Here is a 24,813-nt window from a genome sequence, read left to right on the forward strand (position 1 = left end):
CGCTCTCCCTCAGCCCGCGGGCTCGCCGGCATTGACGGCCACGACCTGGCCGGAGACGCTCCGCGACATGTCGCTGGCGAGGAACAGCGTGGCGTCGACGATGTCCTCGGCCGTCACGAAACGCCTCAGCGGCATGCGCTCGATCATCGACTTGCGCTGGGCTTCCACGGAGATCCCCTTGACCTCAGCCTGGCCCGCGATGACCCGGTCGATGCGATCGCCATCCACCGCGCCGGGAGCGACGCAGTTGACGCGGATCCCGTGGGGCGCCAGCTCGAGGGCCATGCCATACGTCATGCCCACCTGCCCCGCCTTGGCCGAGCAGTAGCCGATGCGGTAGGGCAGGCCGCGCCGGCCCGCCCCCGAGGAGATGTTCACGATGGCGCCGCCCCCCGCCTTGATCATCTCCGGCACCACGAAGCGGGTGCAGAGGTAGGAGCTGGTGAGACAGGAGTCGATGGTGTAGCGCCAGTCCTCCATCGAATAGTCCTGCACGGGCTTGGTGGCTCCGCCGTCGCCCGCATTGTTCACGAGGACGTCGATCTTCCCGAACGCTTTGAGGCTCTCGGCGACGAGGCGTCGCACGTCGGCCTCGATGGCGGCGTCGCCCACCACCGCGATGGCCTTGCCGCCCGCCGCGCTCACCTGCGCCGCCGTCTCCCTGACGAGATCGGCCGAGCGGGCGGCACAGACCACGCTGGCCCCCTCGCGCGCGAAGCGCAGGCTCATGACGCGCCCGATGCCCTTGGACGCTCCCGTGATGATAGCGACCTTTCCCTCGAGCAAGCCCATGCAGAACCTCCCCGTTGATCTTGATGGTTGTCGATCTCGGAGGGCACCCGACCGGGCCCTGGCCAGGTCAGGCCGGCGCCTCCTCGGGGAGTGTACGCGAGAGGCGACAGCAGGTAATGCCGCTTGGCTCGCCCCGGCCTGTCCCCCTTTGCCTACAAGATATAGGGTTCCATTGACGGAAGACGCCCAAGATGCTGTATGGTAGCTACTATGATCCGCTGAGCCAGAAAGGAGCCGAGGCCATGCCGCAGGCAGGCGACTGGCAGGGCACGTGGACGATCGACTACCTCACGTGGAGGGGAGACAGGAACCAGGGGGTGATCACCCTCGACGAGGACCGCTCTCTCTCGGGCGGCGATTCGCTCTACCGATACTCGGGCCACTACACGGTGAGAGACAGGACGCTTCTCTGCGACGGCGTGGAGATGACGCCCGCCAACGGCTGTCATGTCACGCCCTGGGGCGAGGAAGCTCCGACATGCCAGATCGTTCTCTGGGGACGGATGGCCGGCGCCTCCATAGAAGGCATGATGATCAATCCAGGCAACCCAAACCTTCGCTTCCGGATGACCAAGAGGGTCGACTAGCCTCCCGCCTCCCTTCTCCGCGCGCTGTAGTATTCTCGGGGCGCCGTGAACGGCGTAGCACGATCGAGCCGGCCCGGTGTGCCTGTGCCCATGAATCGTTCAGGAGGGAAGCCCATGCGCTCCGTCACATGCCTCATCGCGGGACTCCTCGCCCTCGCGGGTGTCGCCCTCGCTCCCGCTCAAGATCTGCCCAAGGTCACTGTGGCCATGAGTGGGTGGACGGGCTTCGCCCCGCTGTCCCTCGCGGAGAAAACCGGTATCTTCAAGAAGAACGGCGTCGACGTCACCATCAAGTTCATCCCGCAGAAGGACCGCCATCTGGCCATCGCCTCGGGCGACGTGCAGTGCGCGGCGACCACGGTGGAGACGTGGATCCTCTGGAACGCCAACGGCGTGGCCACCCGGCAGGTCGTCCAGCTCGACAAGTCGTACGGGGCGGACGGCATGGTGGTGCGCAACAACATCGCCAGGATCGCGGACCTCAAGGGCAAGACGGTGGCCGCATCGGCCCCGGGGACGGCACCCTACTTCACGCTCGCCTGGATGCTCAAGAAGAACGGGCTCTCCGTCAAGGACGTGACCATCGCCACCCTCGAGCCCGGCCCCGCCGCCCAGGCTTTCATCGCGGGGCAGAACGACGCGGCCATGACCTACGAGCCGTATCTCTCCGGCGTCCGCGACAAGCCAGAGGCGGGCAAGATCATCGCGACCACCCTCGACTATCCGATGGTCATGGACACCTTCGGCTGCACCCCGAAGTTCATCCAGGAGAACCCCAAGCTCGTCCAGAGCATGGTGGACAGCTACTTCGAGGCCGTCGAGCTGATCGGGCGCGAGCCGAAGAAGAGCTTCGAGATCATGGGCGCCGTGGTCAAGCAGACGGGCGAGCAGTTCGAGAAGTCGCAGTCGTATCTCCGCTGGCAGAACCGCGAGGCCAACCGCAAGTTCTTCGCGGGAGAGATCCAGGCCTTCAGCAAGGAGGCCACCGACCTGCTCCTCGAGCTCGGCATCATCAAGACGCAGCCGGACATCGCCTTGACCATCGACACGCGCTTCATCAAGTGAGCGGCGGGCGGGCCCGACGCTGACGCCGCTCGTCCCCGTCTCGCGGGCGGCCAAGATCACCCTCGGCCTCGCCTTCTTCGCCTTGTTCTTCCTCGGGTGGGGCGTGGCCACCCTCGGCGGCTTCGTCAACAAGACCTTCCTGGCCGACCCGATCACCATGGTCCTCTCGGGCTGGCGGCTCCTCGTCCTCCACGGCTTCTATGTCGACATCGGCGTCACCATCTGGCGCGTGGTGGGGGGCTTCGTCATCGCCACCGTCATCGGCGTGCCCCTGGGCGCGGCGATGGGCGCCTACAAGCCGATCGAGGCTTTCTTCGAGCCCTTCATCTCCTTCGCGCGCTACCTGCCCGCCTCGGGCTTCATCCCGCTCCTCATCCTCTGGGCGGGCATCGGCGAGAAGGAAAAGCTCGCCGTCATCTTCATCGGCTCGTTCTTTCAGATCGTGCTCATGGTCGCCGTCATCGTGGGCTCGACCCGGCGCGACCTCGTCGAGGCCGCCTACACCCTGGGGGCGAGCGCGGGGGGCATCGTCCGGCGCGTGCTCCTGCCCTCGAGCGCGCCGGACATCGCCGAGTCGCTGCGCCTGGTCCTCGGCTGGGCGTGGACCTATGTCATCGTGGCCGAGCTGATCGGGGCCTCCAGCGGCATCGGACACATGATCACCGACAGCCAGGCCCTGCTCGACACGGGCCAGATCATCTTCGGCATCGTGGTCATCGGCGTGATCGGGCTCGTCTCGGACTACCTCTTCAAGACGCTGAACCAGCGGCTGTTCCCCTGGAGCCTGGCCTGAGCGCGAGAGCCGCGTGCCCACCCTCTTCATCGAGGAGCTGAGCCGGACTTTTCCGGGCGTGCGCGGCGGGCCGCCGACGCGGGCCATCGAGCCGACCTCACTCCGCGTCGCCGACAACGACTTCATCTGCCTGCTCGGACCGTCCGGCTGCGGCAAATCGACGCTGCTGCGCATCGTGGCCGGGCTCGATCACCCCACCACGGGACACGTGCTCCTCGACGGCGAGCCCGTGACCGGACCGGGCGCCGATCGCGGCATGGTGTTCCAGTCCTACACCCTCTTCCCCTGGCTCACCGTCGAGGAGAATATCGGGTTCGGTCTGCGCGAGAAGGGCACGGCCGCCGCCGAGCGCCGGCGCATCATCGCGCACTACATCGAGCGCGTGGGCCTGGGCGGCTTCGAGCACCACTATCCGCGAATGCTCTCGGGAGGCATGCAGCAGCGGACCGCGCTGGCCCGGGCCCTCGCCAATGATCCGAAGGTGCTCCTGCTCGACGAGCCCTTCGGGGCCCTGGACAACCAGACCCGTGCCCTCATGCAAGAGCTCTTGCTCGGGATCTGGGAGGCCGACCGCAAGACCGTCCTCTTCGTGACCCACGACATCGAGGAGGCCATCTTCATCGCCAACCGCGTCGCCGTCATGACCGCCCGCCCGGGACGGATCAAGAGCGACATCGCGATCGATCTGCCCCACCCGCGCCACTACACGGTCAAGACCACGCCCGAGTTCTCCGCGTACAAGGCGCGCCTCACCGAGGAGATCCGCATCGAGTCCATCCGCGCGGTCGAGATGGGAGCATAGCGAGTACCAGCTCAACCTTCGTCCTCGGTCGGAGTGACGTGAGACAAACCTCGCCCCTCACCTACTCGGTCCTCGCCTCTTCGCCCGAGGCGGGCGTCTCGGCTCGAACTGCGGCCCTCTCCCCAGAGGGGAGAGGGATTCGTAAGCATACCCTCTCCTTCATTTTAGAATCCCTCTCCCCCGCGGCGGGGGAGAGGGCCGCAGTTCGAGCTGAGCGGCAAAGCCGCGAGGCGAGGGCTGAGATGGTGAGGGGGCCGGCGTGACAGCACTTGTGATAGTCTCCCTGCACCATGAAGATCACCGACGTCCATCTCACGCTGTTCGGCTGGGACGATATTCCCGCCACCACGTACGGCCGGCACACCGGGAAGTTCAGCGGCAAGAGCCAGCTCGGCCTCGTGACCATCGAGACCGACGAGGGCGTCAAGGGCCACGCCTTCCTCGGCTCCTCGATGCGCGGCGCGCACATGGACGGGCAATCGCTCATCCAGTACCTGAAGCCCGTCGTGCTCAACCAGGACCCGCTCGAGCGCGAGCGCCTGTACCAGGCGATGTGGCACAAGAACCGCCAGACCACCTATCGCGCGATCGGGGCCATGGACGTGGCCCTCTGGGACATCGCGGGCAAGGTGGCGGGGCTGCCCATCTACCGCCTGCTCGGCTCGTACCGTGAGAGCGCTCCCGCCTACGCGAGCTCGGCCGTGCTGCCGAGCAAGGAGGCGTACGCGGAGGAAGCGGCCCGCTTCAAGGCCGAGGGCTGGACGGCCTACAAGATCCATCCGCCCACCGATCCCGTCGTCGATGCCGAGGTCTGTCGCACCGTCCGCCGCGCCGTGGGCGAGGGCTTCACCGTGATGCTCGACTCGACCTGGGCCTACCAGTACCCGGAGGCCCTCCGCGTGGGCAAGGTCGTCGAGGAGCTCGGCTTCCACTGGTACGAGGACCCGCTCGCCGATGACGATCTGCTGAGCTACGTCAAGCTCAAGCAGCACCTCGCCATCCCGATCCTGGCCACCGAGTACTCGCCGGGCGGGCTCACCGCCTACGCGCCGTGGCTCGTTCACCAGGCCACGGACTATCTCCGCGGCGACGTGGCCGTGAAGGGGGGCATCACCGCCCTCGTGAAGGCCGCGCATCTCGCCGAGGCCTTCCACATGAACTTCGAGATCCACCACGGCGGCAACTCCCTCAACAACGTGGCCAACCTCCACGTGACCATGGCCATCGGGAACTGCGAGTTCTTCGAGGTGCTCCTGCCCGCGGGGGCCCAGAAGTACGGGCTCGCCGAAGACATCGAGATCGACAAGGGGGGGCTGGTCCACGCCTTCAAGGGCCCCGGGCTCGGCGCCGTCATCGACTTCGGCCTCATCGAGCGGAAGAAGATCGCCGTTCTGACCTGAACGACCGCCCGGGGCAAGCGAGACGGCCGGAACTTCCTCCCTCCCCGTCAGTCTAAGGGGCGAGGAGGACACACCATGCGATCCTGGCTGAAGCCCGTTTCTTCATTCGGCACCGCCCTGTACCAAGCTGTTCGCTCGAGGCCGAGCCTCGCTCTGCTCTTCGTCGCGCTCGTTGCGGTGACGGCGGTCGCGAGTCTCCGGTTTCTCGAACCCCATCGCGCGGCCACGTCACCACCCGTCTACCGCCCGGCCAACCGGCTCTTCGACGAGGAGCAGGCAGCGTTCGGAGGGATGGTGGCGTCCCGTCGCGGCATCGTGCCCTCTTCCTCGCCGCCGACCAATGCGACGGATGCCGTGTCCGATGGCTGGGGCCGCCGCATCATCCGGCGCGCGACCCTCGACGTCGAGCTGGCCGACGTCGAGCAGGGCGTGGCCCGGCTTACCAGCGTCGTGGAGTCGGTCGGCGGCTTCATCAGCTCCACCGAGACCCAGGTGGACCAGAAAGGCACGGCGCGGGCGACCGTCACTGCCTACATCCCGCCTGCGCACTTCGCGCGGGTGCTGGGCGGCCTCGATGGGGTCGGGCGCGTGACGCGACGCTCGATCGGCGGCCAGGACGTGAGCGAGGAATTCGTCGACCTCGAGGCGCGCCTCCGGAACTTCGAGCGCCACGAGGCGCAGCTCTTGAGCTTCATGGGCAAGGCCCAGAAAGTCCAGGATCTGCTGAGCCTCGAGAACGAGCTGGCGCGGGTGCGCGGCGAGATCGAGCGCACGGCAGGACGCCTGCGCTTCCTCAAGGCCCGGACCGACCTCGCCACCATCCAGGTGGCCCTCGTGCGAGCCCCACTCGTCGTTCCCCCGGACGGCCTGTTCCCCCGCTTTGTCGAGCAAGTGAAGCAGGCCTTCGCCGAGGGGTGGTCGACGGCGTTCGCCTTGGCCCTCGCCGCCGCGGTCCTGGCCGCCCAACTGAGCCCGCTCGCCATCCCCGCGCTTTGCGCCTGGGTGATCTATCGCCGCAGAACGGGACGACGGTCGAACGCGCTGACTCCACCCCCCCTGGAAGGAGCGTGAGCCACTTTCCAAATGCGGCCTCGCGTGGACACCTTGCTCGGGTATATTTCACGGCGAGCGTCGATTCCCGGACTGCCCGGAGGTGACGAACATGACCCGATCGACACGCGCCGACTTCGCGGGGAGCTGGAAAGAGATCGTCTCGTCGTTTCTCAAGCTCGGCGCGACCTCCTATGGAGGTCCCGCCATCATGGGCGTCATGCAGACGGAGCTGCAGCAAAAGCGACAGTGGGTGTCCAAGGAGCGGTTCGTCGAGGGACTCTCCGTGGTGAACATGCTGCCGGGGGCGACGGCCACCCAGCTGGGCATCTTCCTCGGCTACGCCCGTGGTGGCTGGTGGGGTGGGCTGGTCGGCGGGCTCTGCTTCGTCCTGCCCGCGTTCTTCGTCATGCTCCTGCTGACCATTGCCTATGCCAGCCTTGAAGCGAGTCCCCTCTTGCGCGGCGCCCTCTACGGCCTGGGCCCCGTCGTCCTGGCCATCTTCGCGGTCGCCGTCTACCGGCTCGGGCGCACGGCCGCGAGCACCATTCCCCAGGTGATCATCGCCGTGCTGGCCGCCTTCGCCACCGTGGGAACTCCGCTGGGGATCGCGGCCATCCTGGCCCTCGCCGGCGGGGCCGGATTGCTGCTCTTCCACTCCAGAAGGCCGGCCGTCATCCTCGCCGTGTCATTGATCTGCGCGCTCGCCGTGGTCTCGGCGGCTGGTTGGTTGACTCCCGTTTCCGTAGGAGGTGTCTCGGGGACCATCCCGAAGCCGGACAGCCTCATGGATATCGCGACGTACTTCTTCACGGTGGGCGCCTTCACCGTGGGCGGCGGTTTGACGATGATCGCCTTCATCCAGGACCAGGTGGTCGGCCAGTTTCATTGGCTGACCCCGCGCGAGTTTATCGACGGCCTCGCCCTCGGCCAGTTCACGCCGGGACCGGTCCTGATGGTGGCCGCCTATGTCGGTTACAAGGTGGCGGGCGTCGCGGGAGCCACCGTGGCCGCCACCGCCGCCTTTCTCCCCTCCTTCATCCTCATGCTGGCCATTCTCCCCGCGCTCGATCGCGTCAGGACGCTGGCGTGGACGAGGGCGATGATGAAAGGCATGGGCCCCGCCGTCATCGGGCTCCTCGCGGTGTCTCTGCTCCGTCTTGCCCCGTACGCGCTCCCCGATCCGATGGCCATCGCCATCTTCGCTCTCACCCTCATCGTCTTGGCCCTTGGTCGGCTGGGTGCCTTCAAGGCCATGCTCGCCGGCGCTCTCCTTGGCGTGCTGCGGAGCCGCCTGTCTTCCATCCCCGGACTCAAGGCGGCCACTCATCTGCTCATCTGGACGCGAATCTGAGCAGCGTCTTGCGTATGAGCTCGCCCATCACCTCGCCGCGGTTCTGAATCCCGCGAAGATGTTTCGGCGGTGGTGCTTGTAGAAATTGCGCCAGGTGCTCCGGATCAGGCGCGAGCGGGTGGTCCAGCCCCCGCCCTTGAGCACCTTCTTCTGGCCGAAGTACGGCTGCGAGTACTCCTTGTAGGGATCGCAGACGTAGCCCGGATACGGCAGGAAGGTGTCCTCGACCCACTCCCAGGTGTTGCCGATCATCTGCCGGCACCCGGCCGCGCTGTCGCCGTCCGGCAGCGCACGCACGTCGATCGTCCCGCCCGCCCGGTAGTCGAGATTGGCGCGCTCGGGCGTGGGCGCCTCGTCGCCCCACGGGAAGCGCCGCTTGCCACCCGTGGCGGAATCGAGGGTGGCCGCCATCTCCCACTCCGCCTCGGTGGGCAGGCGCCGCCCGGCCCAGCGGCAATACGCTTCCGCCTCGTACCAGTTGACGTGGACGATCGGATGCCACGGCCCGAGCGGAACGGGGAGACCGAACTGGCACTCGTACCAGCGCCGGTCATCACCGCGGACCCAGAACAGCGGGTGCTCGGCCTGCTCGCGGCGGCGCCAGTCCCAGCCTCGGCGTCCCCACAGCTCACGTCGGCGGTAGCCGTCGTCTTCGACGAATGCCTGGAACTCGGCGTTCGTCACCGGCGTCGAGGCGATGCGAAAGGGAGCCACCTCCACGGGATGGGCCCACTTCTCGTTGTCGAAGACAAAGGGCTCGTCCGGTCTCGCCCCGAGCATGAAGGTGCCTCCGGGCAGGTCGACGTCGCGAGGTCGGTAGGCCAAATCGATCGGCGGGGTCGCCCACTTCGGATCGAGGCGCGAGAGGGTGGGGCGCGGATAGCCGAGGGTCTGCCGCACCAGGGTCAGATTCTCCGCGTGCATGTCTTCGTGCAGCGCGGCCAGCGTGTAGACGTATGTCTCCTCGGGGCTCGGCTCGCGCGAGTCCAGCCGGCCCAGGGTGCGGCGGAGGATCTCGGCAATGTAGGCGAGGGTGGCAGGCCGGGACGGGAAGCGATGGTCCCAACGCCGGGTGTAGGACACGTTGAAAGAATCATAGATCCCGTCGGAGCCGGACAGGAGGGCCTGCGCGCCATCGAGGTGGCGCAAGATCCAGTACTCCTGAAACCAGCCCACGTGCCCGATCTCCCAGATCGGGGGCTCGACGAAATGCTGCCGGGCCCCCAGCATCTGAGCGTCCGTCAACCCCTCCGCCAGCTCGAGCTCGACGCTACGCGCGTCGAGAAGCATGCCGCGAAGAGCGTCAGCGGTCGGACGGGAGACGAATTCGGTCACGGGCGGGCCGATTCCCCGACGTGGCGCGCTCCGCCGGCGCCGCCCGGCCTCTGGCGAGCGAAGTCCTCGAGCGGCAAGAGCCCGATCAAGACGCCATCGGAAGTTGTCACGAGCGCGCGGGGAATCCGATGCTTGGTCAGGTAGTGAGGCAGCTCACCGGTTCGGAGATTCGGTCTGAAGGTGACGGGACCCGGGTCCATGACCTCCTCGACGGGGGTCGCGGGGTCGGCGCTCAGCGCCTCGGCGAGAACGAGGCCCAGCACGACTCGCTCCTGGTCGATGACGACGCACAGATCCCAGCCGCCCGCTCGCACGCGTTCCCCCAGGTCGCCCACGCGCTCATCGATCCGACATGTCGGGACGTCACGCCTCGCCGTATCCGCCACCCGCGGCGTGCGGGCTTCACGGCCCTCACGGGACAGGTCGGTGGCGAACCAGTCAGCCTTGCCGGCCTGGTAGCGGTGAACTTGCTTGAAGCCGAGGCTCGCGAGCCGCGACGCGGCCCGGGCGCTCAGATCTCACTGATAGTCCCAGCAGTAGACGATGACCGGGCGGTTGGGGTCGAGCGGCTGGACCGTCTTGCGACCGAGCATCCTCAGGGGAATGCTAATGGCCCCCGGAATATGCTCGGCCTCGTACTCCTTCGCGGGCATCACCTCGACGAGCTGCGCCCCCTGCTCAAGGAGCTTCCGAACTCCATCTCGATCGGTGATCGTTGCCATGACCCTCCCCGATGACGAGAGTATACATTCATAGGGAACTGGCGTGGCAAGGTCGGCTGACCCGGGTATCTCGACGGTGGAGTCAGCCTGGCGTCATGTCTGGCGGGCGGTCCGTCTCCTCATGGAGTCTCGATCCGCTCCGCTCTCGAGATTTCCTCGACGAGCTCGGCGGAGCGTTGGGCAGGATCCACGCGGTACACGCTGACGTGGCAGTGGTCCTGCGCCGTGTCTCCCACGAGAAATCCACACGAGTACAGGATCGGCTCTGCGTAGATCCCCCCCGTTCCACATCCGGACACGAGCATGGCGGCCACCAATATCGTTGCGGCAAGGATCAGGGTTCTGATGGTCTTCTCCCTTGGGTGGTGGGCGAGGCGCTGCGCGGTGAGCCCGCGTGGACGGGAACGAGAGATTCAAACGAGATGCCAGGGGGTTGGGCGATGCCGACAGGACTTACGCGAGTCTCTGGCGCGAGCGCGTTCCATCACGAGACGCTGGTGTCACAGGATGGAACGTCCTGAGAGAGGCAGAGCTAACTAAATCAGCGGTGGAAACCGTACTCCTTGAGCTTTCGCCACAGCGTGGTCCGGCTGATGCCGAGGGCGTCGGCCGTGCGCGAGTAGTTCCAGCCGTGGCGTTCGAGCATTTCACGAATGTGCGCCTTCTCGGTGTCCGCGAGGCTTCCCCCGTTCGGCGCCGCCAGCTCCGACCCCACCCCACTCGCCAGCAGGGGGGGCAGATCATCCACGGTGATCGTGTCACTCTCGCCCAGAATCACCATCCGCTCCATCGCGTGCTCGAGCTCTCGAATATTGCCGGGCCACGGATGGGCCACCAAGCGTTCCATGGCCTCCCCATCGAGCCGCATCTCGCGTCCTTGCCGGCGATTGAAGCGGTCGAGGAAGTGCTCCACGAGGAGAGGGATGTCCTCCCGCCGCTCACGGAGCGGAGGGATGGTGAAGGCGATGACGTTCAGCCGATAAAAGACGTCTTCGCGGAATCGGCCCTGGCGCCTCAGCGCTTCGAGGTTCTGGTTCGTGGCCGCCACCACTCGCGTGTCCACCGTGATCGACTGACTGGATCCCACCGGGCGTACCTCACCATCCTGGAGCGTACGAAGCAGCTTGACCTGGAGGGCGGGGCTCATCTCCCCGACCTCGTCGAGAAACACCGTCCCGCCTTCCGCCTCTTCGAATAGCCCCTTCTTGTTGACGCTGGCCCCGGTGAAGGCGCCCTTGACGTGACCAAAGAGCTCGGACTCGAGGAGCGTTTCGGGGAGGGCGCCACAGTTCAGCGCGACGAACGGTCTCTGGGCTCGGCGGCTGGCCCCGTGGATCGCCCGCGCAATGAGCTCTTTCCCGGTGCCGGACTCTCCGTGGATCAACACGGCGGCGTCCGTGGGGGCGACGCGCGCGACGATGTCGAGGACCCGCCGCATGGCGGGGGACCTGAAGACGATCCCCGGGGCCCCATCGCCTGCGGCGATGGTCAGGCGGGGGGTATCGTGCTCGCGGCGCGATGCCTGTTCCGAGAGAGCCCGATCGATCCGAGCGAAAAGCTCATCGGGCTCGCGGCCCTTTTCGAAGTAATCGAGAGCGCCGAGCTGCAGGGCCTCCTTGGCAGACTCCCAACCCGCATAGGCGGTGAGCAGGATGACGTCGGCCTCGGAACCGAGCGTCTTCACGGCGCGAAGGATGTCGATCCCACTTCCATCCGGCATTCGCAGGTCGGTCACCACGAGCTCGAACACCTCATCGTTCAGAGCCTTCACGGCCGCCATGAGACCCTCGGCCTGGGTCACCCGATGTCCCCGTTTCTTCAGGAGGAGGGCCAGGGTAGAGCGTGCCGACCCTTCGTCGTCGACCACGAGGATGGCGGCCACCGCTCACGCCCTCCGGACGGGGAGGGCGACCAGGAATCGGCTGCCTGTTCCCGGAGCCGACTCCAGATCGATCCGCCCCCCGTGGGCGGCCACGATGCGCTGGGCGAGGGTGAGCCCGAGACCGGTCCCGTCGAGCTTCTTCGAATAGAAGGGCTCGAAGACTCGCCGTCGTTCGTCCGCGGGAATCCCTCGCCCCGTATCGGAGACGGCGATCAGCACCTCGCCGCTTCGCGAGGCGACATCGAAGGAGAGGCGGCCGGCTCCCTCCATGGCTTCCACGCCGTTCAAGGCGATGTTCCATAGCACCTGCGTCAGCTGGTCGGCGTCGAACGAGAAGGGCGCCAACGATGGATCCACGTGAACCTCGACGTCGACGTGGGCGGTCCGATCGGGATCGTTGCGGAGCAGCGCGACCACGTGCTCCACGACCTGGCCGATGTCTCCCTCGCGGCGCTTGGGCTCGCGCGGCCGGGCGAACAGGAGAAAGTCGGAGAGGATGCGATCGAGCCGGCGGGCCTCCCGCTTGACCGCATCGAGCGTGCTCGCCCGTTCCTCCCCCGTCAGGGTCTCCTCCCCCTTGAGGAGGGTGGTGGCATTGATGATGCCGGCGAGGGGGTTGCGAATCTCGTGGGCGAGCCCGGCTGCGAGCTCGCCCACCGCGGCCAGCCTCTCCGCTTCATGCAAGCGCGCCCCGAGCTGTTCTCGTTCGGTGATGTCGGCCACCAGCTCCAGGAGCAGCACCTCCCCCGTCGGTTGACGAACCGGCGAGCAGCTCAGGAGCAGTCGCCGCCCCCCGGAGGCGTCGACTTCGACGCGAGAGGGCCGGTCCATGCTCTGGAGGTTCTCCATTGGACAGTTCGGGCACGGCTGGCCATCGGCGGTGAGGACCTCGTAGCAGCGGCGACCCGCCACGGGGCCGAATTCATTGAACAGCCATCGGTTGGCGTGGCGGATGGCGAAGTTGGCATCGACGAGCTGGAGGCCCTCGCCGAGGCCGTCGAACAGGCGCTCGTTGAGCTCCTTGAGGGAGCGCATCTCGCTGCGCGCGCGATCGAGGACCATGATGATGATGGCAAATGTCGACAGGAAATACAGGGCGATGAACGTCGTGTGAACGGCGAGATGGAGCGTGCTTCCCGGCTGGGCATGGACGAACTCGGCGCCGACGCGATGGACTCCCCAGAGGCACAGCGAGGTGGCGAGAAGCCGATCTCCACGGTACCCGGTGCTCACGGCGGCGCGCGGCCAGAAAGCCCACCCCGCGGCGATGAGAGCCCCGCCCAGGATCAGCCCCACGATGACTCGGACCGTCAGGTGAGCCTCGGAAAAATCTCCGAGAATCCCCAAAGCGAGGGCGAGCAGGCAGGGGATCAGCACATCCCGACGTTTCAGGCGATAGTCCCAGCGATACAAGAGCCCCGCCGAGAAAACACAGAACACCGCCATCACGCTGGCCGCCTGCATGAGCTCGGTCAGTCCGACTGTGCCGGGGACGAACACCCGCAGCAGCCTCAGTCCCCGGGAGAGGGTGAAAAAACCCCAGGCCCACACCAGATAGCGGAAGAACAACACCCGATGTGAAGAGTACAGATAGACGAAGATCAAGAACTGGATCCCGAAGGCGAGAGCGGACAGAAAGATCGGCATGAACTGAGTGGGCATGGCTATCGCCTCTGGCAGTAGAGCCTACTCCTTCGATCAGGACGGAGGCCAGACGAAAGAGTCGCCCGTGGGACGGGGCACCATCAATTACTGTTTCATTTTGGAACGTTCCCCGCCGCCGGCCCCCTCCTCACCGTCGGAATGTCGGTGGTGGGCGAAGCCGTTCACCACGACCACGGCGACGGAGACAAGGGGCAACCAGGTCACCAGCGTCGATGATCGCGCGTGCAGAGCGCCGCCCACCAGAGCTCCCAGCGCATAGACGAAGAACACGCCGGTGAGGAGCCCGATGCGCTGCGGCCACTTCACGCTGTCTCCGGCATTACCGGCCGCCTCCGCGGTGGAGGCGGCGCGGGACGACGACCCCTTCCATGAGCGGGTCCAGCCCACCAGCTCGGCCATCAGGCTGGTGAGCGTGCCCGTGAGGTACGTGGTAGCCACCCCGGGGACGCCGAGGTGGCGGACGGCCGCGGCCTGGACACCCATGGCGAGACCTGACAGCACGATCAGCAGATTGGTAGCACCGCTGGTTCGCGCCGCCCCGGCCACGTGCCACACGAACGTGAAGCCACCGAGCAGCACGCCCTCGAGAGCCAGGGCGGCGGTGACGCCCGGCGGCCACTCGCCCCGGTTCTCACCGCGCAGGACGATCAGCGCTCCCATGGCCGCGCCGGCGCTGAAACCAACCAGCGCGAGGACCGACCGCAATACGGCCGCGGCCTCTCCCTGCCCGATGGCCAAGGCCAGCAACACCGTGTTCCCCGTCATCATCGCCGTGAACACGCGGTCGAGGGCCAGATAGCTGACCGCGTCGATGATGCCGGCGGCCCATGCGAGCATGAGCAGCATGGCATCGCGCCCTAGATGTGGGATGCGGATTTCCCTTTCCAACGGCGCTCATGCTGGCATACACAGGACACGATCATCAACCGGCATTCGACCACGCCTCAGCGTTCTCGTGTCTCCCCCGCCTTCGCCCACCATCACCGAGGCGGCGGCCCCCCTCGCCCAGACCCTGGTACTCTGGGTATGGGCCGGCGGGCCTTCGTGCGCTTTCCTTCGCTGGTCTACTTGTTCCGGATCTTCACACGGCAGCCAGAAAGGAGCGCCTCGTGCCATGGCGAAGAAGAACGTAGCGGACGTGCTTGTCGACACTCTCGCCGCGCGGGGAGTCGAGAGAATCTATGGAGTGGCCGGCGACTCGCTCAACGGAATCACGGATTCGATTCGCAGACAAGAGCACATGCGCTGGGCCCATGTCAGACATGAGGAAACGGCGGCGTTTGCCGCCGGCGCGGAAGCGCATCTCACCGGGCGATTGGCCGTCTGCGCGGGCAGCTGCGGTCCCGGCAATCTGCACCTGATCAACGGGCTCTACGATTGTCACCGCAGCCGGGTGCCCGTCCTCGCCATCGCCGCGCAGATCCCCAGCCATGAAATCGGGAGTGGATACTTTCAGGAGACCCGCCCGGAGCATCTCTTCGCCCAGTGCAGCCACTACTGCGAGCTCGTCTCCCAGCCGGAGCAGATGCCCCGGGTCCTGGAGATCGCCATCCAGACCGCGCTCGCGCGGCGCGGCGTGTCGGTCATCGCCCTGCCCGGAGACGTGGCCCTGCGCGATGCCGTCGAGGATCACCCGCGCCCGCATTTTCCCGAGCCGACCCCCCGCGTGTGTCCTTCCGATGACGAGATCGTCGCGTTGGCGAAGGTTCTCAACGGGTCGAAGAAGATCACCATCCTCGGGGGAGCGGGCTGTGCCGGCGCTCACACGGAGTTGATCGAGCTCGCGAGCAGGCTGAAAGCCCCCATCGTGCACGCGATGCGCGGGAAGGAGTTCATCGAGTATGCCAATCCCTTCGACGTGGGCATGACCGGCTTGCTCGGATTCTCCTCCGGCTATCACGCGATGATGAACTGCGACCTGCTCCTGATGATTGGCACGGACTTCCCGTACCGGCAGTTCTTTCCGAAGGACGCGACGATCGTCCAGATCGACCTCCGCGGAGAACAGCTCGGCCGGCGCACCAAGGTCGACCACGGCCTCGTGGGGGACACGAAGACGACCCTCCGAGCCCTCCTCCCCAGGCTCGAACAGAGCAGGGACGAGAAACACTTGCAGGCATCACTCGAGCACTATGAGAAGGCACGGAAGAGCCTCGATGAGCTTGCCACCGGCGAAGCGGGCAAGAAGCCCATCCATCCCCAGTATGTCGTCCGCGTGCTCGACGAGCTTGCCGCCGATGATGCCGTATTTTCTTGCGATGTGGGCACGCCCACCGTCTGGGCCGCCCGCTATCTCACGATGAACGGCCGGCGTCGGCTCCTCGGGTCTTTCAATCATGGGTCAATGGCCAATGCCCTCCCCCAGGCCCTCGGCGCCCAGGTCAGTCATCCCGGCCGCCAGGTCGTCTCCCTTTCCGGAGACGGCGGTCTCGCGATGCTCATGGGCGACCTGCTCTCGCTCCGTCAGCTGCAGGCGCCGGTCAAGGTCGTGGTGTTCAGGAACGACGCCCTCGCCTTTGTCGAGCTGGAAATGAAGGCGGCGGGCCTCCTGGACTTCGCCACGGACCTTCACAATCCGGATTTCGCCAAGATGGCCGAGGCGGCCGGTCTCCTGGGATTGACCGCGGAGACACCGGAACAGGTACGGCCGATGATCTCGCAAGCGCTCACGCATGGCGGACCCGCGCTGGTCGACGTCCACGTATCGCGGCAGGAGCTGTCCATGCCTCCGACGATCAACCTCGAGCAGATGACCGGCTTCAGCCTCTTCATGCTCAAGGCCGTGCTCAGCGGCCGCGGCGACGAAATCATCGATCTGGCCAAGGTCAATCTCTTTCGCTAGCGGGCCAAGGCCGATGCGCGGGGCTGGGGAGCGGTCGCCGCCCCGCCGTGAGTCGGAGCGCTAGAGATCCTTGAACTTCTCGTTGATCCGGTCGAGGAGAAGATCTCGCTGCTCGCGACTCTCGGTCTCGGCGTGGCGCTTCTGCTCCGCGGCTTCGTCGGCCGCCACCTGCTTGTTGGCGGAGGCGATCCAGAGATCGATATGCGCGATCCAGCCCGGCACGAGGGACTCCTCGGCCTCGAAGAGGAGCCCGCGCTGAGGGTCGAAGACGACGCGCTCGGGATCGAACTCCGTGGCCACCGGCGTGGCCATCTTGAAAGAGTAGATCCAGTGCTCGGCCGGCGGCTCGTTCAGCCGGACGACAAAGGAATAGAAACCATCCGAGAAATCGATCGCCCGGGGCGAGCTTATGCGCAGGATCTTGTCCACTACGTCCTCTCCCCCGCGCGCGGCCTGGCCGCTTGCCCGAGGGGGACCCGAGGCTCTGCCCCTCTCGCGGTGACGACCCTCTCACCGCGACGCGAGCGGCTCGCGATCGGTTGCCTCCCGATCGTCGGAGCGCGACGGAAATCCCTGGCCGGAACGACCCGCACAATTCGTCCCTGACCGTCCAGAATAGTAACGGCCCCTATGAACTCGTCGTAACTCGGAAGTCTGATCTCGCCCATTCCCGATCCTCCATTCTTCGCCGGCTTCCCTCGCATGCCCGGCTACCGCTCACGCGCGACCATCACGTTTTTGATGCGGTCAGAGACCGGGAGGTTCCCAGGCGGCCGCACTGATCCTTGGGCAAATCCGTGCGACCGGCCGCGCATTCCGCGGTCGGTCATTGATTACCACTCGATCCGATCCCGCAGCGGAATGCTATGATTCTCCCGGGTTTGGGATCCGGAGACACACGCGTGCTGGCGTCACGGAGGTGGCATGGCGGAAAAAAGTACTCGCGGCCCGCTCGACGGACTCAAGGTCCTGGATCTCACGGAGCACATGGCGGGCCCGTACTGCACCATGATCCTGGCCGACATGGGCGCCGATGTGATCAAGGTCGAGCGGCCCGGCGCCGGCGATTCCTCGCGTGCCATGGGCGACGGCAGCGAGCGCAATCCCTACTTCCGCTACATCAACCGGAACAAGAAGAGCCTCACCCTGGACTACAAATCGCCCCGGGGCAGCGAGATCTTCCTCAAACTGGTGGGCGGCATGGACGTGCTCGTGGAGAACTATCGCCCCACCGTCATGGAGCGGGCGGGGCTCGGATACGAGATGCTCAAAGAGAAGAACCCGCGCCTCATCTATGCCCAGCTCTCCGGCTTCGGCTCGGACGGCCCCTATCGTGAAAAGGGCGGCTTCGACCTCATCGCGCAGGGCATGGGCGGCATCATGCACGTCACGGGGGAGCCGGATGGTCCGCCGACCTCCGTGGGCCTGCCCATCTGCGACCTCGGCACCGGCATGTGGGGAGTGCAGGGCATCCTGGCCGCGCTCTACGAACGGCAGCGCACGGGCCGGGGACAGCGCGTCGAGTGCTCGCTCCTCGAGACGGCGGTGGCTTTCTCTTCATGGACGAGCGCGGGCTGGCTGGCCGATCGCGTGGAGCCCACGCGCATGGGCTCGCGGCATCGTCAGAACGCGCCCTACCAGCGCTTCGAGACCAAGGACGGCTACATGATGATTGGCGCGGCCGGCCAGGGCATCTGGGAGCGCTGCGCGCCCGCCCTCGGGCATCCGGAATGGCTGGAGGATCCGCGCTTCCGCCACGGTCCCGAGCGCAGAAAGAACCGCTCCGCCCTCGAGCGGGAAATCGCCTCGGTCCTGATCACGGCGCCCTCCGCCCACTGGATCAAGGCCCTGGACGACGCGGGCGTCCCCTGCGGGCCCGTCTACACCTATGAGCAGCTCTTCGCCGATCCGCAAGTGCTGCACCGTGAGATGGTCGTGCACGCCGAGGACGCGGAGCTGGGACGCGTGCCTCATATCCGGACGCCCGTGCGGATGTCCGAGAGTGCGGTGGCCGTGCGCGTCACGGCGCCGAAGCTCGGCCAGCACACGGACGAGGTGCTGTCCGGCCTGGGCTATGCGGCGGGCGACATTGCTGCGTTTCGCCGCGACCGCGTGATCTGAGCCGCTGGCGACACCTACCGTCCCCGTCGACAACATCTCGTGTCCATCTTTCTGATCCGCCACGGTGAGACGCTGGGCAATGCCTCGCGCACCGTCCAGCTCCCGGATAATCCCCTCTCGCCTCGCGGTGTCGTGCAGGCCGAGCGCCTGGCCCGCCGGCTCGAGGGCGAGGGCATCGCCAGCATCCTCTCGAGCGATCTCGCGCGAGCGGTCATGACAGCCGACCGCCTCCGGCGCCTCACGGGCGCGCCCATTCGCCACGATCCGCTTCTCCAGGAGCGCAACTTCGGCGACATTCGCGGCACGCCGTATGCGGAGCTCGCCTTCGACATGTTCGCGCCCGGCTACGCGCCGCCCCACGGTGAGAGCTGGGAGATCTTCCACGCTCGCGTGGATCGCGCCTGGGTGCTCGTGCAGCAGGCGGCCGCGGCCGCGAAAGGTCACCTCGCGGTCGTCACGCATGGGCTGGTCTGTCGCTCGCTGGCCGCTCGGCACCTGACCCTGCCGGAAGGCCAGGAGGCGCCGGAGCGGTGGGAGAACACCGCGCTCACCATCGTCGACTATCCAGCCCCCTGGCGCGTGCGGCTGCTCAACTGCATCGCCCACCTCGACGGCCTCGACCCCGCCCCCCTCTCGGAGTCAGGCGCCGTCTGATCGCGGCCTTGACACGTCGGGCGCCGCGGCGCACTCTCTGGGCCTGCGCCCGGTGAGCTGCTCCCGAGCCCGACAATCCCAGAGGAGGTCTCCATGAAAGCTGCCATGTTCCACGGTCCGCATCAGCCGCTGACCATCGAGGAAGTCGACATCGACAAGCCCATGGGCCGCGAGGTGCTCGTACGCACGGTGGCGTCCGGAGTCTGTCACAGCGATCTGCACTTCGTGGACGGCTACTATCCCTTCCCCACGCCGGCCATCCTGGGTCACGAGGCGGCCGGGATCGTGGAGGAGGTCGGTCTCCAGGTGGGCGAGTTCAAGCCAGGCGATCACGTCATCGCCTGTCTCTCCGTCTTCTGTGGCCATTGCGACTACTGCCTCACGGGCAAGACCCATCTCTGCCAGACGCGTCCCGTCCGGGCCAAGACGGATCCGCCCAAGCTCTCCTGGAAGGGGCAGGCCGTCAATCAGTTCGCCAATCTCTCCGCCTACGCGGAAAAGATGCTCGTGCACGAAAACGCCCTCGTGAAGATCGACGACACCATGCCGCTGGACCGCGCGGCCCTCATCGGCTGCGGCGTCACCACGGGCGTGGGGGCGGTGCTGAACACGGCCAGGATAGAGGCGGGCTGCATCGTGGCCGTCTTCGGCGCGGGCGGCGTGGGGCTCGCGGCCATCCAGGGGGCGCGCATCGCGGGAGCGCGCATGATCATCGCCGTGGACACCGTCGAGTCCAAGCTGACCAAGGCGCGTGAGCTGGGCGCCACCCACGGCGTCAATGCGTCTTCCGGTGATCCCGTGAAGGCCATCCGCGACCTGACCAATGGCGGCGCCGACTACTCCTTCGAGTGTATCGGCCTCAAGATCGCGGCCGAGCAGTGCTTCGACTGCATCCGGCCGGGCGGCACCGCGACGGTGGTGGGCATGATCCCGGTGGGACAGAAGATCGAGCTGGACGGCCCCATGTTCCTTCGCGAGAAGAAGATCCAGGGCTGCAGCATGGGCTCCAATCGTTTCAAGGTGGACATGCCGCGGTATATCGACCTGTATCGTCAGGGCCGCCTCAAGCTCGACGAGATGATCAGCCGTCGCGGCAAGCTCGAGGATGTGAACGAAGCCTTCCGCGCCATGAAGGCTGGCGAAGTCGCGCGCACGGTGCTGATGTTCGCGTAGGTAGCCTCTCGCCCCCTCATTTACTCAGCTCTCGCCTCGTCGCTCGAGGCGAGCGTCTCAGCTCGAACGGCGCAGCCGCGAGACGAGGGCCGAGTAGATCAGGGGCCTACCCGCCGAGCAGAACGAAGTGGCGGCTACCGACGGTGCCCTCGTCCAGCACGCGCCAAGCGGGATTCGTTGCGGGGCGAAGGCGAGCCCACTCCTCGGCGCGCAGCATGAGGCGGGCCGCGGGCGCTGAGGCCAGGAGAGATTTCACCTCGGCCTCACTCCGCACCTCGCGCACGGGGTGACGCATGTAGAAATCCCAGGCGAGGTTCGCATCTGGATAGGAGAGGAGCGGAGGGCCGGGGTCGAGCCGCGCGACGAAGCGCTGGGCCACGCCGCGGTAGTCATGGGCCTGGGCGAACCGGGCCGGATACTCGACCGCCGTCACGGCCAGCGCGACGCCGAGCCCAGCTGCGATCCACGCCGCCGCCGCGAAACCGTTGCCTTCGCGGACGAGCCGCCAGAATCCAAGCGCCGCCCCGATGACGATGGCCCCGGCCACCACCCCGCGCTCCCACGGCGCCGCGGGGAGGAAGACGGCGTCCGGGCCGGACAGGTGGCCCCAAAGTAAGAAAGCGCCCGCCCCCATCATCAAGAAGAGGTAGGCGCCGCTGGCCCAGGCGACAAGGCGAGCCGGGGCCCTCGTGAAGAACTGCCCGACCAGGAGCGCCAGCACGGGCCAGAGAGGAAGGAAGTATCGCGCGCGCTGCTCGCCCGACAGGCTCAGGAGGACGATGAGCGTCGCGGCCCAGACCAGGAGACGGCGCCGGCCGGTATCCCGCGACCGCGTCCACCACCAGGCCGCCGGAAACAAGAAGAGGCCCCAGGGCAGAAAGCGCAGCAGGTGCGCGGCCACGGCCTGGACCCTCGAGCTGACCGCGCTCCTGAAATACCAGCCAAGATAGTCCGTCATCACCACGGCCCGGCCATAGCTCTTCTCGCGCTGGAGGAGATAGGGCAAGAGCCATGGCAGCGCCGTCAGCGCGAGAATGGCGAGACCCATGAGCAGCCGGAGCCGCTTGAGCCCCCGCATGCCGTCCGTGGCGAGGCTCGCAGCGAGCGCCGCCGCCACCACCATGAGAGCGGCCGGGCCCTTGGCGGCCAGCCCGCCCGCCGCGCAGAGATAGAAGCCCACCAGCGCGCGACGCCCCTCACCCTCCTCGACGGAGGCCAGATAGAAATAGAGCGCCCAGGTCATCCACGCGGTGAGCATCATGTCGGTGAGAACCTGGTGGGCCATGAAGAAGTAGAAGGGGCTGGTGGCGAGCACCAGGGCCGCCGCCCGCCCCGTGTCGCCATCCCACAATCGGCGCCCGATCGCGAAGACGCCGAGCAGCCCCAGCAGCGCCGAGAGCACGGAGGCGATGGGCGCGGTGGCGTCGGAGACGGCGCCGAAGGGCAGCGAGAAGAACGCGACCGTCCAGAAGTAGAGCGGGGGCTTGTTGAGATAGACCTCGTCGCGCACGCGCGGCAAGATCCAGTGGCCACGCTCCACGGCCTCTCGCGCGAGGAGGCCATAGCGCGCCTCGTCCTGATTGTCCAGGGGCCGCCGGCCGAGGGGCAGGGCAAAGACGACGGCACTCGCGACGAGCACGACCCCCAGCGCGAGCAGCGCGCGCCGCGGGGTGAGGGCCTCGATCAGATCACGCCCGCGTGGCGCGCGCGCTCGGCGATCTTCCGGGCGCGCGTGAGATGGGGCTGGTCCATCATCTGGCCCTTCCAGGTGAAGGCGCCCGCGCCCCTTCGCGCGTGCTCCTCGAAGGCCGCCATGAGGGCCAGCGCGTCCTCGGCATCGGCCTTGGAGGGCGTGAACTCCTGGTTGATCACCTCGATCTGGCTCGGGTGAATGGATATCTTCCCGCTGAAGCCCATGGCCACGCCGTCCCGGCACTCGCGCCGCAGCCCGTCGAGATCAGGAATATCGGTATAAACGGTGTCGAGCGATTCGACGCCGGCCGCCGAGGCCGCCACCGCGCACATGACGCGCGCGTGCCGCGGGATATCGAGATAGCGCCCCGACTCATCGCGGACGCGCGGCAGGCCCATGGCTGCCGAGAGATCCTCGATGCCCCAGGAGACGGCGACGATGCGCGGGCTGGCCGCCGCCACCTCGCCGACATTGAGCAGCCCGAGCGGTGTCTCGGTGGCAATCAGGATGAGCTTGGTGGACCCGAAGGGCAGCCCGTGCTTCTCCTCGAGCCTCTCGAGGGCCGCCGCCACCTGACGCACGTCCGCGGCCGAGCGCGGCTTGGGCACGATATATCCATCGGGCCTGGCCGCGATGGTCTCCTCGAGGTCAGGGATGGCGTGCTCGGTGAAGATGGGATTCATCCGGACCCATCGCTCACGGCCGCCGAAGTCGAGGGTCTCGAGCCAGCGGCGGACGATGGGACGCGTGGCGGGCTTCCTCTCGGGAGGCACGGCGTCCTCGAGGTCGAGAATCAGCCCGTCCGCGGGGAGGGTCAGGGCCTTGGCCATCATCTTCTCCTGGCCGCCGGGGACGAAGTGGAGCGATCGCCGCATCAGGCGGATGTCCTCCGCCGCATCATGGCGGCGCGCCGGCAGCGCATGATGAGCTCGCCGTGCTGGTTCTTGGCGCGATGCTCGAAGGTGACGATGCCCCACTCGGGACGCGACTTCGACTCGCGCTTGTCCACGACTTCCGTCTCCGCGTAGATCGTGTCGCCGTGGAAGACCGGCTTGGGGAACTCCACTTTCTCGAAGCCCAGGTTGCCCACCGTCGTGCCCAGCGTCGTCTCGCCTACGGAGAGCCCCACGGCCACCCCGAGGGTGAACAGGCTATTGACGAGCGGCTTGCCGAACTCAGCCTTGGCCGCGGCGTGAAAATCCACGTGGAGCGGCTGCGGGTTCATGGTCAGGCACGAGAAGAAGACGTTGTCGGCCTCGGTGACGGTGCGGCCAGGCTGGTGCTGGAACACCTGGCCCACCGCGAGCTCTTCGAAGAGCTTGCCGGCCATGGGGAGAGCCTCCGATCAGCAGGCGGGGCGGTTCAGGACCCGCGGGTCGATCTTGCGCGTGAGAAGCTGGCCGTCGCCCGTGCTGCCGAGGAGCTTGCCTCGCTCGGCGATGACGCGCCCGCGCAGGATGGTCGTGACCGGCCAGCCCGTGACCGACCAGCCCTCCCAGGGGCTGTAGTCCGTGACGTGGAAATCGTCCTTGGTCAGCGTCTTGCGGATGGTGGGATCGATGAGGGCGAAGTCGGCGTCGCTCCCCGGCGCGATCACGCCCTTGCGCGGATAGAGGCCGAGGATCTTGGCGGCATTGGTGGCGGTGATGTCGACGAACCGCTCGAGCGACATGCCGCGCTTGCCCACGCCCTCGGTGAAGCCGATGCCCATGCGCGCCTCGGCGCCCACATTGCCGCCCGTGACGTCCTCGATGGTCCGTCCTCTGAGCTTGAGGGCGAGGCTCGTCGGGTACTCGTCGGTGGCCAGGGTGGAGAGCCCACCGTGCACGAGCCCGTTCCAGAGCGCGGCCTGATCCTCGGGGAACTTCAGCGAGGGATACGTGTGCGAGCAGAAGCCCCGCGGCGTCTTGTAGTACTCCGCGTTGAAGCACGCGTACTGGTGGAGCGTCTCGCCATACACGGGTAGACCCGCGGCGCGAGCCTCCGCGATGGCCTCCACCCCTTCCCGCGCCGAGGTGTGAACGAAGTAAATGCCGGCGCCCTTGGCCCGCGCGAGCGCAATGGTGCGGCGGAAGGCCAGCAGCTCGGAGAGATTGGTGTGCACGAGGTGCAGGTTCGACCCCTCCATCCGGCCTTGCTCACGGAAGAGCTCGTAGTTGAACTGGACCAGATCCTCGTCCTCGCCGTGCACGATCATGATGCCGCCGTGCTTGGCCACCTTCTCCATGGCGAAGCCGATGCGGCCGAAGTCGATGCGGTTCGTGGGGCGCTTGGGATGTGGGGGGAGGATGCTCGTCGTGAAGACCTTGAAGGACGGGTGCCCCTGCTGGATCGCCTCGGGGATCTGCTCGAAGGTCCGCAGGGGCAGCGCCCCGGCCAGCGTGATGTGGAAGGCGTAGTCGACGTAGGACTGTCCCTTCCACCGCGCCGCCCGCTGCTCCAGCATCGGCATGATCTCGCCGCCGGGGCGCACGAAACAGAAATCCACGTGGGTCGTGGTGCCGCCGCAGGCCATGCCCTTGGTGTCTTCCTCGGGGCCGAGGGTGAGGCTGGGCTCCTCGGGGTGGGACATGATGGGATGCGCGAGGTGCGCGTGGGGCTCGACGCCTCCCGGCACCACGATCTTGCCCGCGGCGTCGATGACGCGCGCCGACTCCGTCGGGAGCGAGCCCGGCGTGCCGAGGAGGGCAATGCGCTCCCCCTCCACGCCCACATCGCAGATCGCCACGCCCTGGGGCGTCACGACCTGTCCACCGCGAATCACGAGATCGAGCACGCGCCGAGCCTAGCCCAACCCGTCGGAACCGTCAATTCCGCTCTCACCCCGGTACTGGGTCAAGTTGCGAGCCACATTGTATGTTGAGCGTCGCTGGCGACCGAGAA

Annotated in this window: 24 protein-coding genes; 11 read left to right on the top strand and 13 right to left on the bottom strand. The window is 67.1% G+C overall.

Translation table 11 applies throughout. From position 1 onward, the window contains the following. Positions 1 to 9: 9 nt before the first annotated feature. Complete coding sequence (locus tag VGT00_03670; protein HEV8530497.1) at positions 10 to 792, bottom strand: SDR family NAD(P)-dependent oxidoreductase; 783 nt, start codon at positions 790 to 792, stop codon at positions 10 to 12. Positions 793 to 983: 191 nt separating this feature from the next. Between VGT00_03670 and VGT00_03675 the strand changes: the two genes are divergently transcribed. The 7 genes from VGT00_03675 (at position 984) to chrA (ending at position 7,843) form a co-directional block, all read left to right on the top strand. Next, positions 984 to 1,379 carry a hypothetical protein gene (locus tag VGT00_03675; protein ID HEV8530498.1) on the top strand — a complete coding sequence of 132 codons (396 nt, stop codon included), beginning with the start codon at positions 984 to 986 and terminating at the stop codon, positions 1,377 to 1,379. Positions 1,380 to 1,493: 114 nt separating this feature from the next. Then, positions 1,494 to 2,444 (top strand): ABC transporter substrate-binding protein, encoded by a 951-nt coding sequence (locus VGT00_03680; protein ID HEV8530499.1) that lies wholly within the window; start codon positions 1,494 to 1,496, stop codon positions 2,442 to 2,444. A gap of 103 nt (positions 2,445 to 2,547) precedes the next feature. Beyond that, positions 2,548 to 3,237, top strand: coding sequence for an ABC transporter permease (locus tag VGT00_03685; GenBank protein HEV8530500.1), 690 nt, complete (start codon positions 2,548 to 2,550; stop codon positions 3,235 to 3,237). A gap of 13 nt (positions 3,238 to 3,250) precedes the next feature. Further along, complete coding sequence (locus VGT00_03690) at positions 3,251 to 4,039, top strand: ABC transporter ATP-binding protein (GenBank protein HEV8530501.1); 789 nt, start codon at positions 3,251 to 3,253, stop codon at positions 4,037 to 4,039. 290 nt (positions 4,040 to 4,329) lie between these two features. Continuing rightward, a complete protein-coding gene (locus VGT00_03695; GenBank protein HEV8530502.1) occupies positions 4,330 to 5,439 on the top strand; it encodes an enolase C-terminal domain-like protein in 1,110 nt (369 codons plus the stop codon). Positions 5,440 to 5,514: 75 nt separating this feature from the next. After that, positions 5,515 to 6,510, top strand: a complete 996-nt coding sequence (locus VGT00_03700; protein HEV8530503.1) for a DUF4349 domain-containing protein — start codon at positions 5,515 to 5,517, stop codon at positions 6,508 to 6,510. A gap of 91 nt (positions 6,511 to 6,601) precedes the next feature. Continuing rightward, a complete protein-coding gene (gene chrA / locus VGT00_03705) occupies positions 6,602 to 7,843 on the top strand; it encodes a chromate efflux transporter (protein ID HEV8530504.1) in 1,242 nt (413 codons plus the stop codon). A 27-nt stretch (positions 7,844 to 7,870) separates the two neighbouring features. On the opposite strand, the gene senA is transcribed toward chrA, so the two are convergent. The 7 genes from senA to VGT00_03740 form a co-directional block, all read right to left on the bottom strand. Then, complete coding sequence (senA, locus tag VGT00_03710) at positions 7,871 to 9,178, bottom strand: selenoneine synthase SenA (protein HEV8530505.1); 1,308 nt, start codon at positions 9,176 to 9,178, stop codon at positions 7,871 to 7,873. Further along, entirely contained in the window at positions 9,175 to 9,513 is a 339-nt protein-coding gene (locus VGT00_03715) for a CBS domain-containing protein (GenBank protein ID HEV8530506.1), read from the bottom strand. The genes senA and VGT00_03715 overlap by 4 nt, the downstream gene beginning before the upstream one ends. 183 nt (positions 9,514 to 9,696) lie before the next feature. Beyond that, positions 9,697 to 9,900, bottom strand: coding sequence for a rhodanese-like domain-containing protein (locus tag VGT00_03720; GenBank protein ID HEV8530507.1), 204 nt, complete (start codon positions 9,898 to 9,900; stop codon positions 9,697 to 9,699). Between the two features lie 119 nt (positions 9,901 to 10,019). After that, complete coding sequence (locus VGT00_03725) at positions 10,020 to 10,214, bottom strand: hypothetical protein (protein ID HEV8530508.1); 195 nt, start codon at positions 10,212 to 10,214, stop codon at positions 10,020 to 10,022. 227 nt (positions 10,215 to 10,441) lie between these two features. Continuing rightward, entirely contained in the window at positions 10,442 to 11,782 is a 1,341-nt protein-coding gene (locus VGT00_03730) for a sigma-54 dependent transcriptional regulator (protein HEV8530509.1), read from the bottom strand. A gap of 3 nt (positions 11,783 to 11,785) precedes the next feature. Further along, positions 11,786 to 13,444 (bottom strand): ATP-binding protein, encoded by a 1,659-nt coding sequence (locus VGT00_03735; GenBank protein HEV8530510.1) that lies wholly within the window; start codon positions 13,442 to 13,444, stop codon positions 11,786 to 11,788. A gap of 87 nt (positions 13,445 to 13,531) precedes the next feature. Then, positions 13,532 to 14,284 carry a YoaK family protein gene (locus VGT00_03740; protein ID HEV8530511.1) on the bottom strand — a complete coding sequence of 251 codons (753 nt, stop codon included), beginning with the start codon at positions 14,282 to 14,284 and terminating at the stop codon, positions 13,532 to 13,534. A 277-nt stretch (positions 14,285 to 14,561) separates the two neighbouring features. Between VGT00_03740 and poxB the strand changes: the two genes are divergently transcribed. Beyond that, the gene (gene poxB, locus VGT00_03745) at positions 14,562 to 16,289 is read left to right on the top strand and encodes a ubiquinone-dependent pyruvate dehydrogenase (protein HEV8530512.1); all 1,728 of its coding nucleotides are present in this window, start codon (positions 14,562 to 14,564) and stop codon (positions 16,287 to 16,289) included. Positions 16,290 to 16,349: 60 nt separating this feature from the next. Here the strand turns inward: poxB and VGT00_03750 are convergent, their stop codons facing one another. Further along, positions 16,350 to 16,718, bottom strand: coding sequence for a hypothetical protein (locus tag VGT00_03750; protein ID HEV8530513.1), 369 nt, complete (start codon positions 16,716 to 16,718; stop codon positions 16,350 to 16,352). A gap of 495 nt (positions 16,719 to 17,213) precedes the next feature. Between VGT00_03750 and VGT00_03755 the strand changes: the two genes are divergently transcribed. The 3 genes from VGT00_03755 (at position 17,214) to VGT00_03765 (ending at position 20,237) form a co-directional block, all read left to right on the top strand. Beyond that, positions 17,214 to 18,410 (top strand): CoA transferase, encoded by a 1,197-nt coding sequence (locus VGT00_03755; protein HEV8530514.1) that lies wholly within the window; start codon positions 17,214 to 17,216, stop codon positions 18,408 to 18,410. A 39-nt stretch (positions 18,411 to 18,449) separates the two neighbouring features. Further along, positions 18,450 to 19,064, top strand: a complete 615-nt coding sequence (locus tag VGT00_03760; protein ID HEV8530515.1) for a histidine phosphatase family protein — start codon at positions 18,450 to 18,452, stop codon at positions 19,062 to 19,064. 93 nt (positions 19,065 to 19,157) lie between these two features. Further along, positions 19,158 to 20,237, top strand: a complete 1,080-nt coding sequence (locus VGT00_03765) for a Zn-dependent alcohol dehydrogenase (GenBank protein HEV8530516.1) — start codon at positions 19,158 to 19,160, stop codon at positions 20,235 to 20,237. Between the two features lie 106 nt (positions 20,238 to 20,343). On the opposite strand, the gene VGT00_03770 is transcribed toward VGT00_03765, so the two are convergent. The 4 genes from VGT00_03770 to VGT00_03785 are packed head-to-tail and all read right to left on the bottom strand — an operon-like array spanning position 20,344 to position 24,706. After that, the gene (locus VGT00_03770) at positions 20,344 to 21,876 is read right to left on the bottom strand and encodes a glycosyltransferase family 39 protein (protein ID HEV8530517.1); all 1,533 of its coding nucleotides are present in this window, start codon (positions 21,874 to 21,876) and stop codon (positions 20,344 to 20,346) included. A gap of 44 nt (positions 21,877 to 21,920) precedes the next feature. Next, on the bottom strand, positions 21,921 to 22,805 hold the full coding sequence (locus VGT00_03775; protein ID HEV8530518.1) for a CoA ester lyase: 885 nt from the start codon (positions 22,803 to 22,805) through the stop codon (positions 21,921 to 21,923). After that, positions 22,805 to 23,260 (bottom strand): MaoC family dehydratase, encoded by a 456-nt coding sequence (locus tag VGT00_03780; protein ID HEV8530519.1) that lies wholly within the window; start codon positions 23,258 to 23,260, stop codon positions 22,805 to 22,807. The genes VGT00_03775 and VGT00_03780 overlap by 1 nt, the downstream gene beginning before the upstream one ends. 15 nt (positions 23,261 to 23,275) lie before the next feature. Next, positions 23,276 to 24,706 carry an amidohydrolase family protein gene (locus VGT00_03785; protein HEV8530520.1) on the bottom strand — a complete coding sequence of 477 codons (1,431 nt, stop codon included), beginning with the start codon at positions 24,704 to 24,706 and terminating at the stop codon, positions 23,276 to 23,278. Positions 24,707 to 24,813 lie beyond the last annotated feature (107 nt).

This window comes from Candidatus Methylomirabilota bacterium, assembly GCA_036002485.1.
GTDB lineage: Bacteria > Methylomirabilota > Methylomirabilia > Rokubacteriales > CSP1-6 > AR37.

What these genes read in the sequence shown, in the direction of transcription:
- VGT00_03740 (HEV8530511.1), bottom strand. Translation starts at nt 14,284, where the DNA reads ATGCTCGCATGGGCCGCCGGCATCATCGACGCGGTCAGCTATCTGGCC.
- VGT00_03735 (HEV8530510.1), bottom strand. Translation starts at nt 13,444, where the DNA reads ATGCCCACTCAGTTCATGCCGATCTTTCTGTCCGCTCTCGCCTTCGGG.
- VGT00_03670 (HEV8530497.1), bottom strand. Translation starts at nt 792, where the DNA reads ATGGGCTTGCTCGAGGGAAAGGTCGCTATCATCACGGGAGCGTCCAAG.
- VGT00_03680 (HEV8530499.1), top strand. Translation starts at nt 1,494, where the DNA reads ATGCGCTCCGTCACATGCCTCATCGCGGGACTCCTCGCCCTCGCGGGT.
- VGT00_03675 (HEV8530498.1), top strand. Translation starts at nt 984, where the DNA reads ATGCTGTATGGTAGCTACTATGATCCGCTGAGCCAGAAAGGAGCCGAG.
- VGT00_03720 (HEV8530507.1), bottom strand. Translation starts at nt 9,900, where the DNA reads ATGGCAACGATCACCGATCGAGATGGAGTTCGGAAGCTCCTTGAGCAG.
- VGT00_03765 (HEV8530516.1), top strand. Translation starts at nt 19,158, where the DNA reads ATGAAAGCTGCCATGTTCCACGGTCCGCATCAGCCGCTGACCATCGAG.
- VGT00_03700 (HEV8530503.1), top strand. Translation starts at nt 5,515, where the DNA reads ATGCGATCCTGGCTGAAGCCCGTTTCTTCATTCGGCACCGCCCTGTAC.
- VGT00_03780 (HEV8530519.1), bottom strand. Translation starts at nt 23,260, where the DNA reads ATGGCCGGCAAGCTCTTCGAAGAGCTCGCGGTGGGCCAGGTGTTCCAG.
- poxB (HEV8530512.1), top strand. Translation starts at nt 14,562, where the DNA reads ATGGCGAAGAAGAACGTAGCGGACGTGCTTGTCGACACTCTCGCCGCG.
- VGT00_03695 (HEV8530502.1), top strand. Translation starts at nt 4,330, where the DNA reads ATGAAGATCACCGACGTCCATCTCACGCTGTTCGGCTGGGACGATATT.
- VGT00_03755 (HEV8530514.1), top strand. Translation starts at nt 17,214, where the DNA reads ATGGCGGAAAAAAGTACTCGCGGCCCGCTCGACGGACTCAAGGTCCTG.
- chrA (HEV8530504.1), top strand. Translation starts at nt 6,602, where the DNA reads ATGACCCGATCGACACGCGCCGACTTCGCGGGGAGCTGGAAAGAGATC.
- VGT00_03775 (HEV8530518.1), bottom strand. Translation starts at nt 22,805, where the DNA reads ATGCGGCGATCGCTCCACTTCGTCCCCGGCGGCCAGGAGAAGATGATG.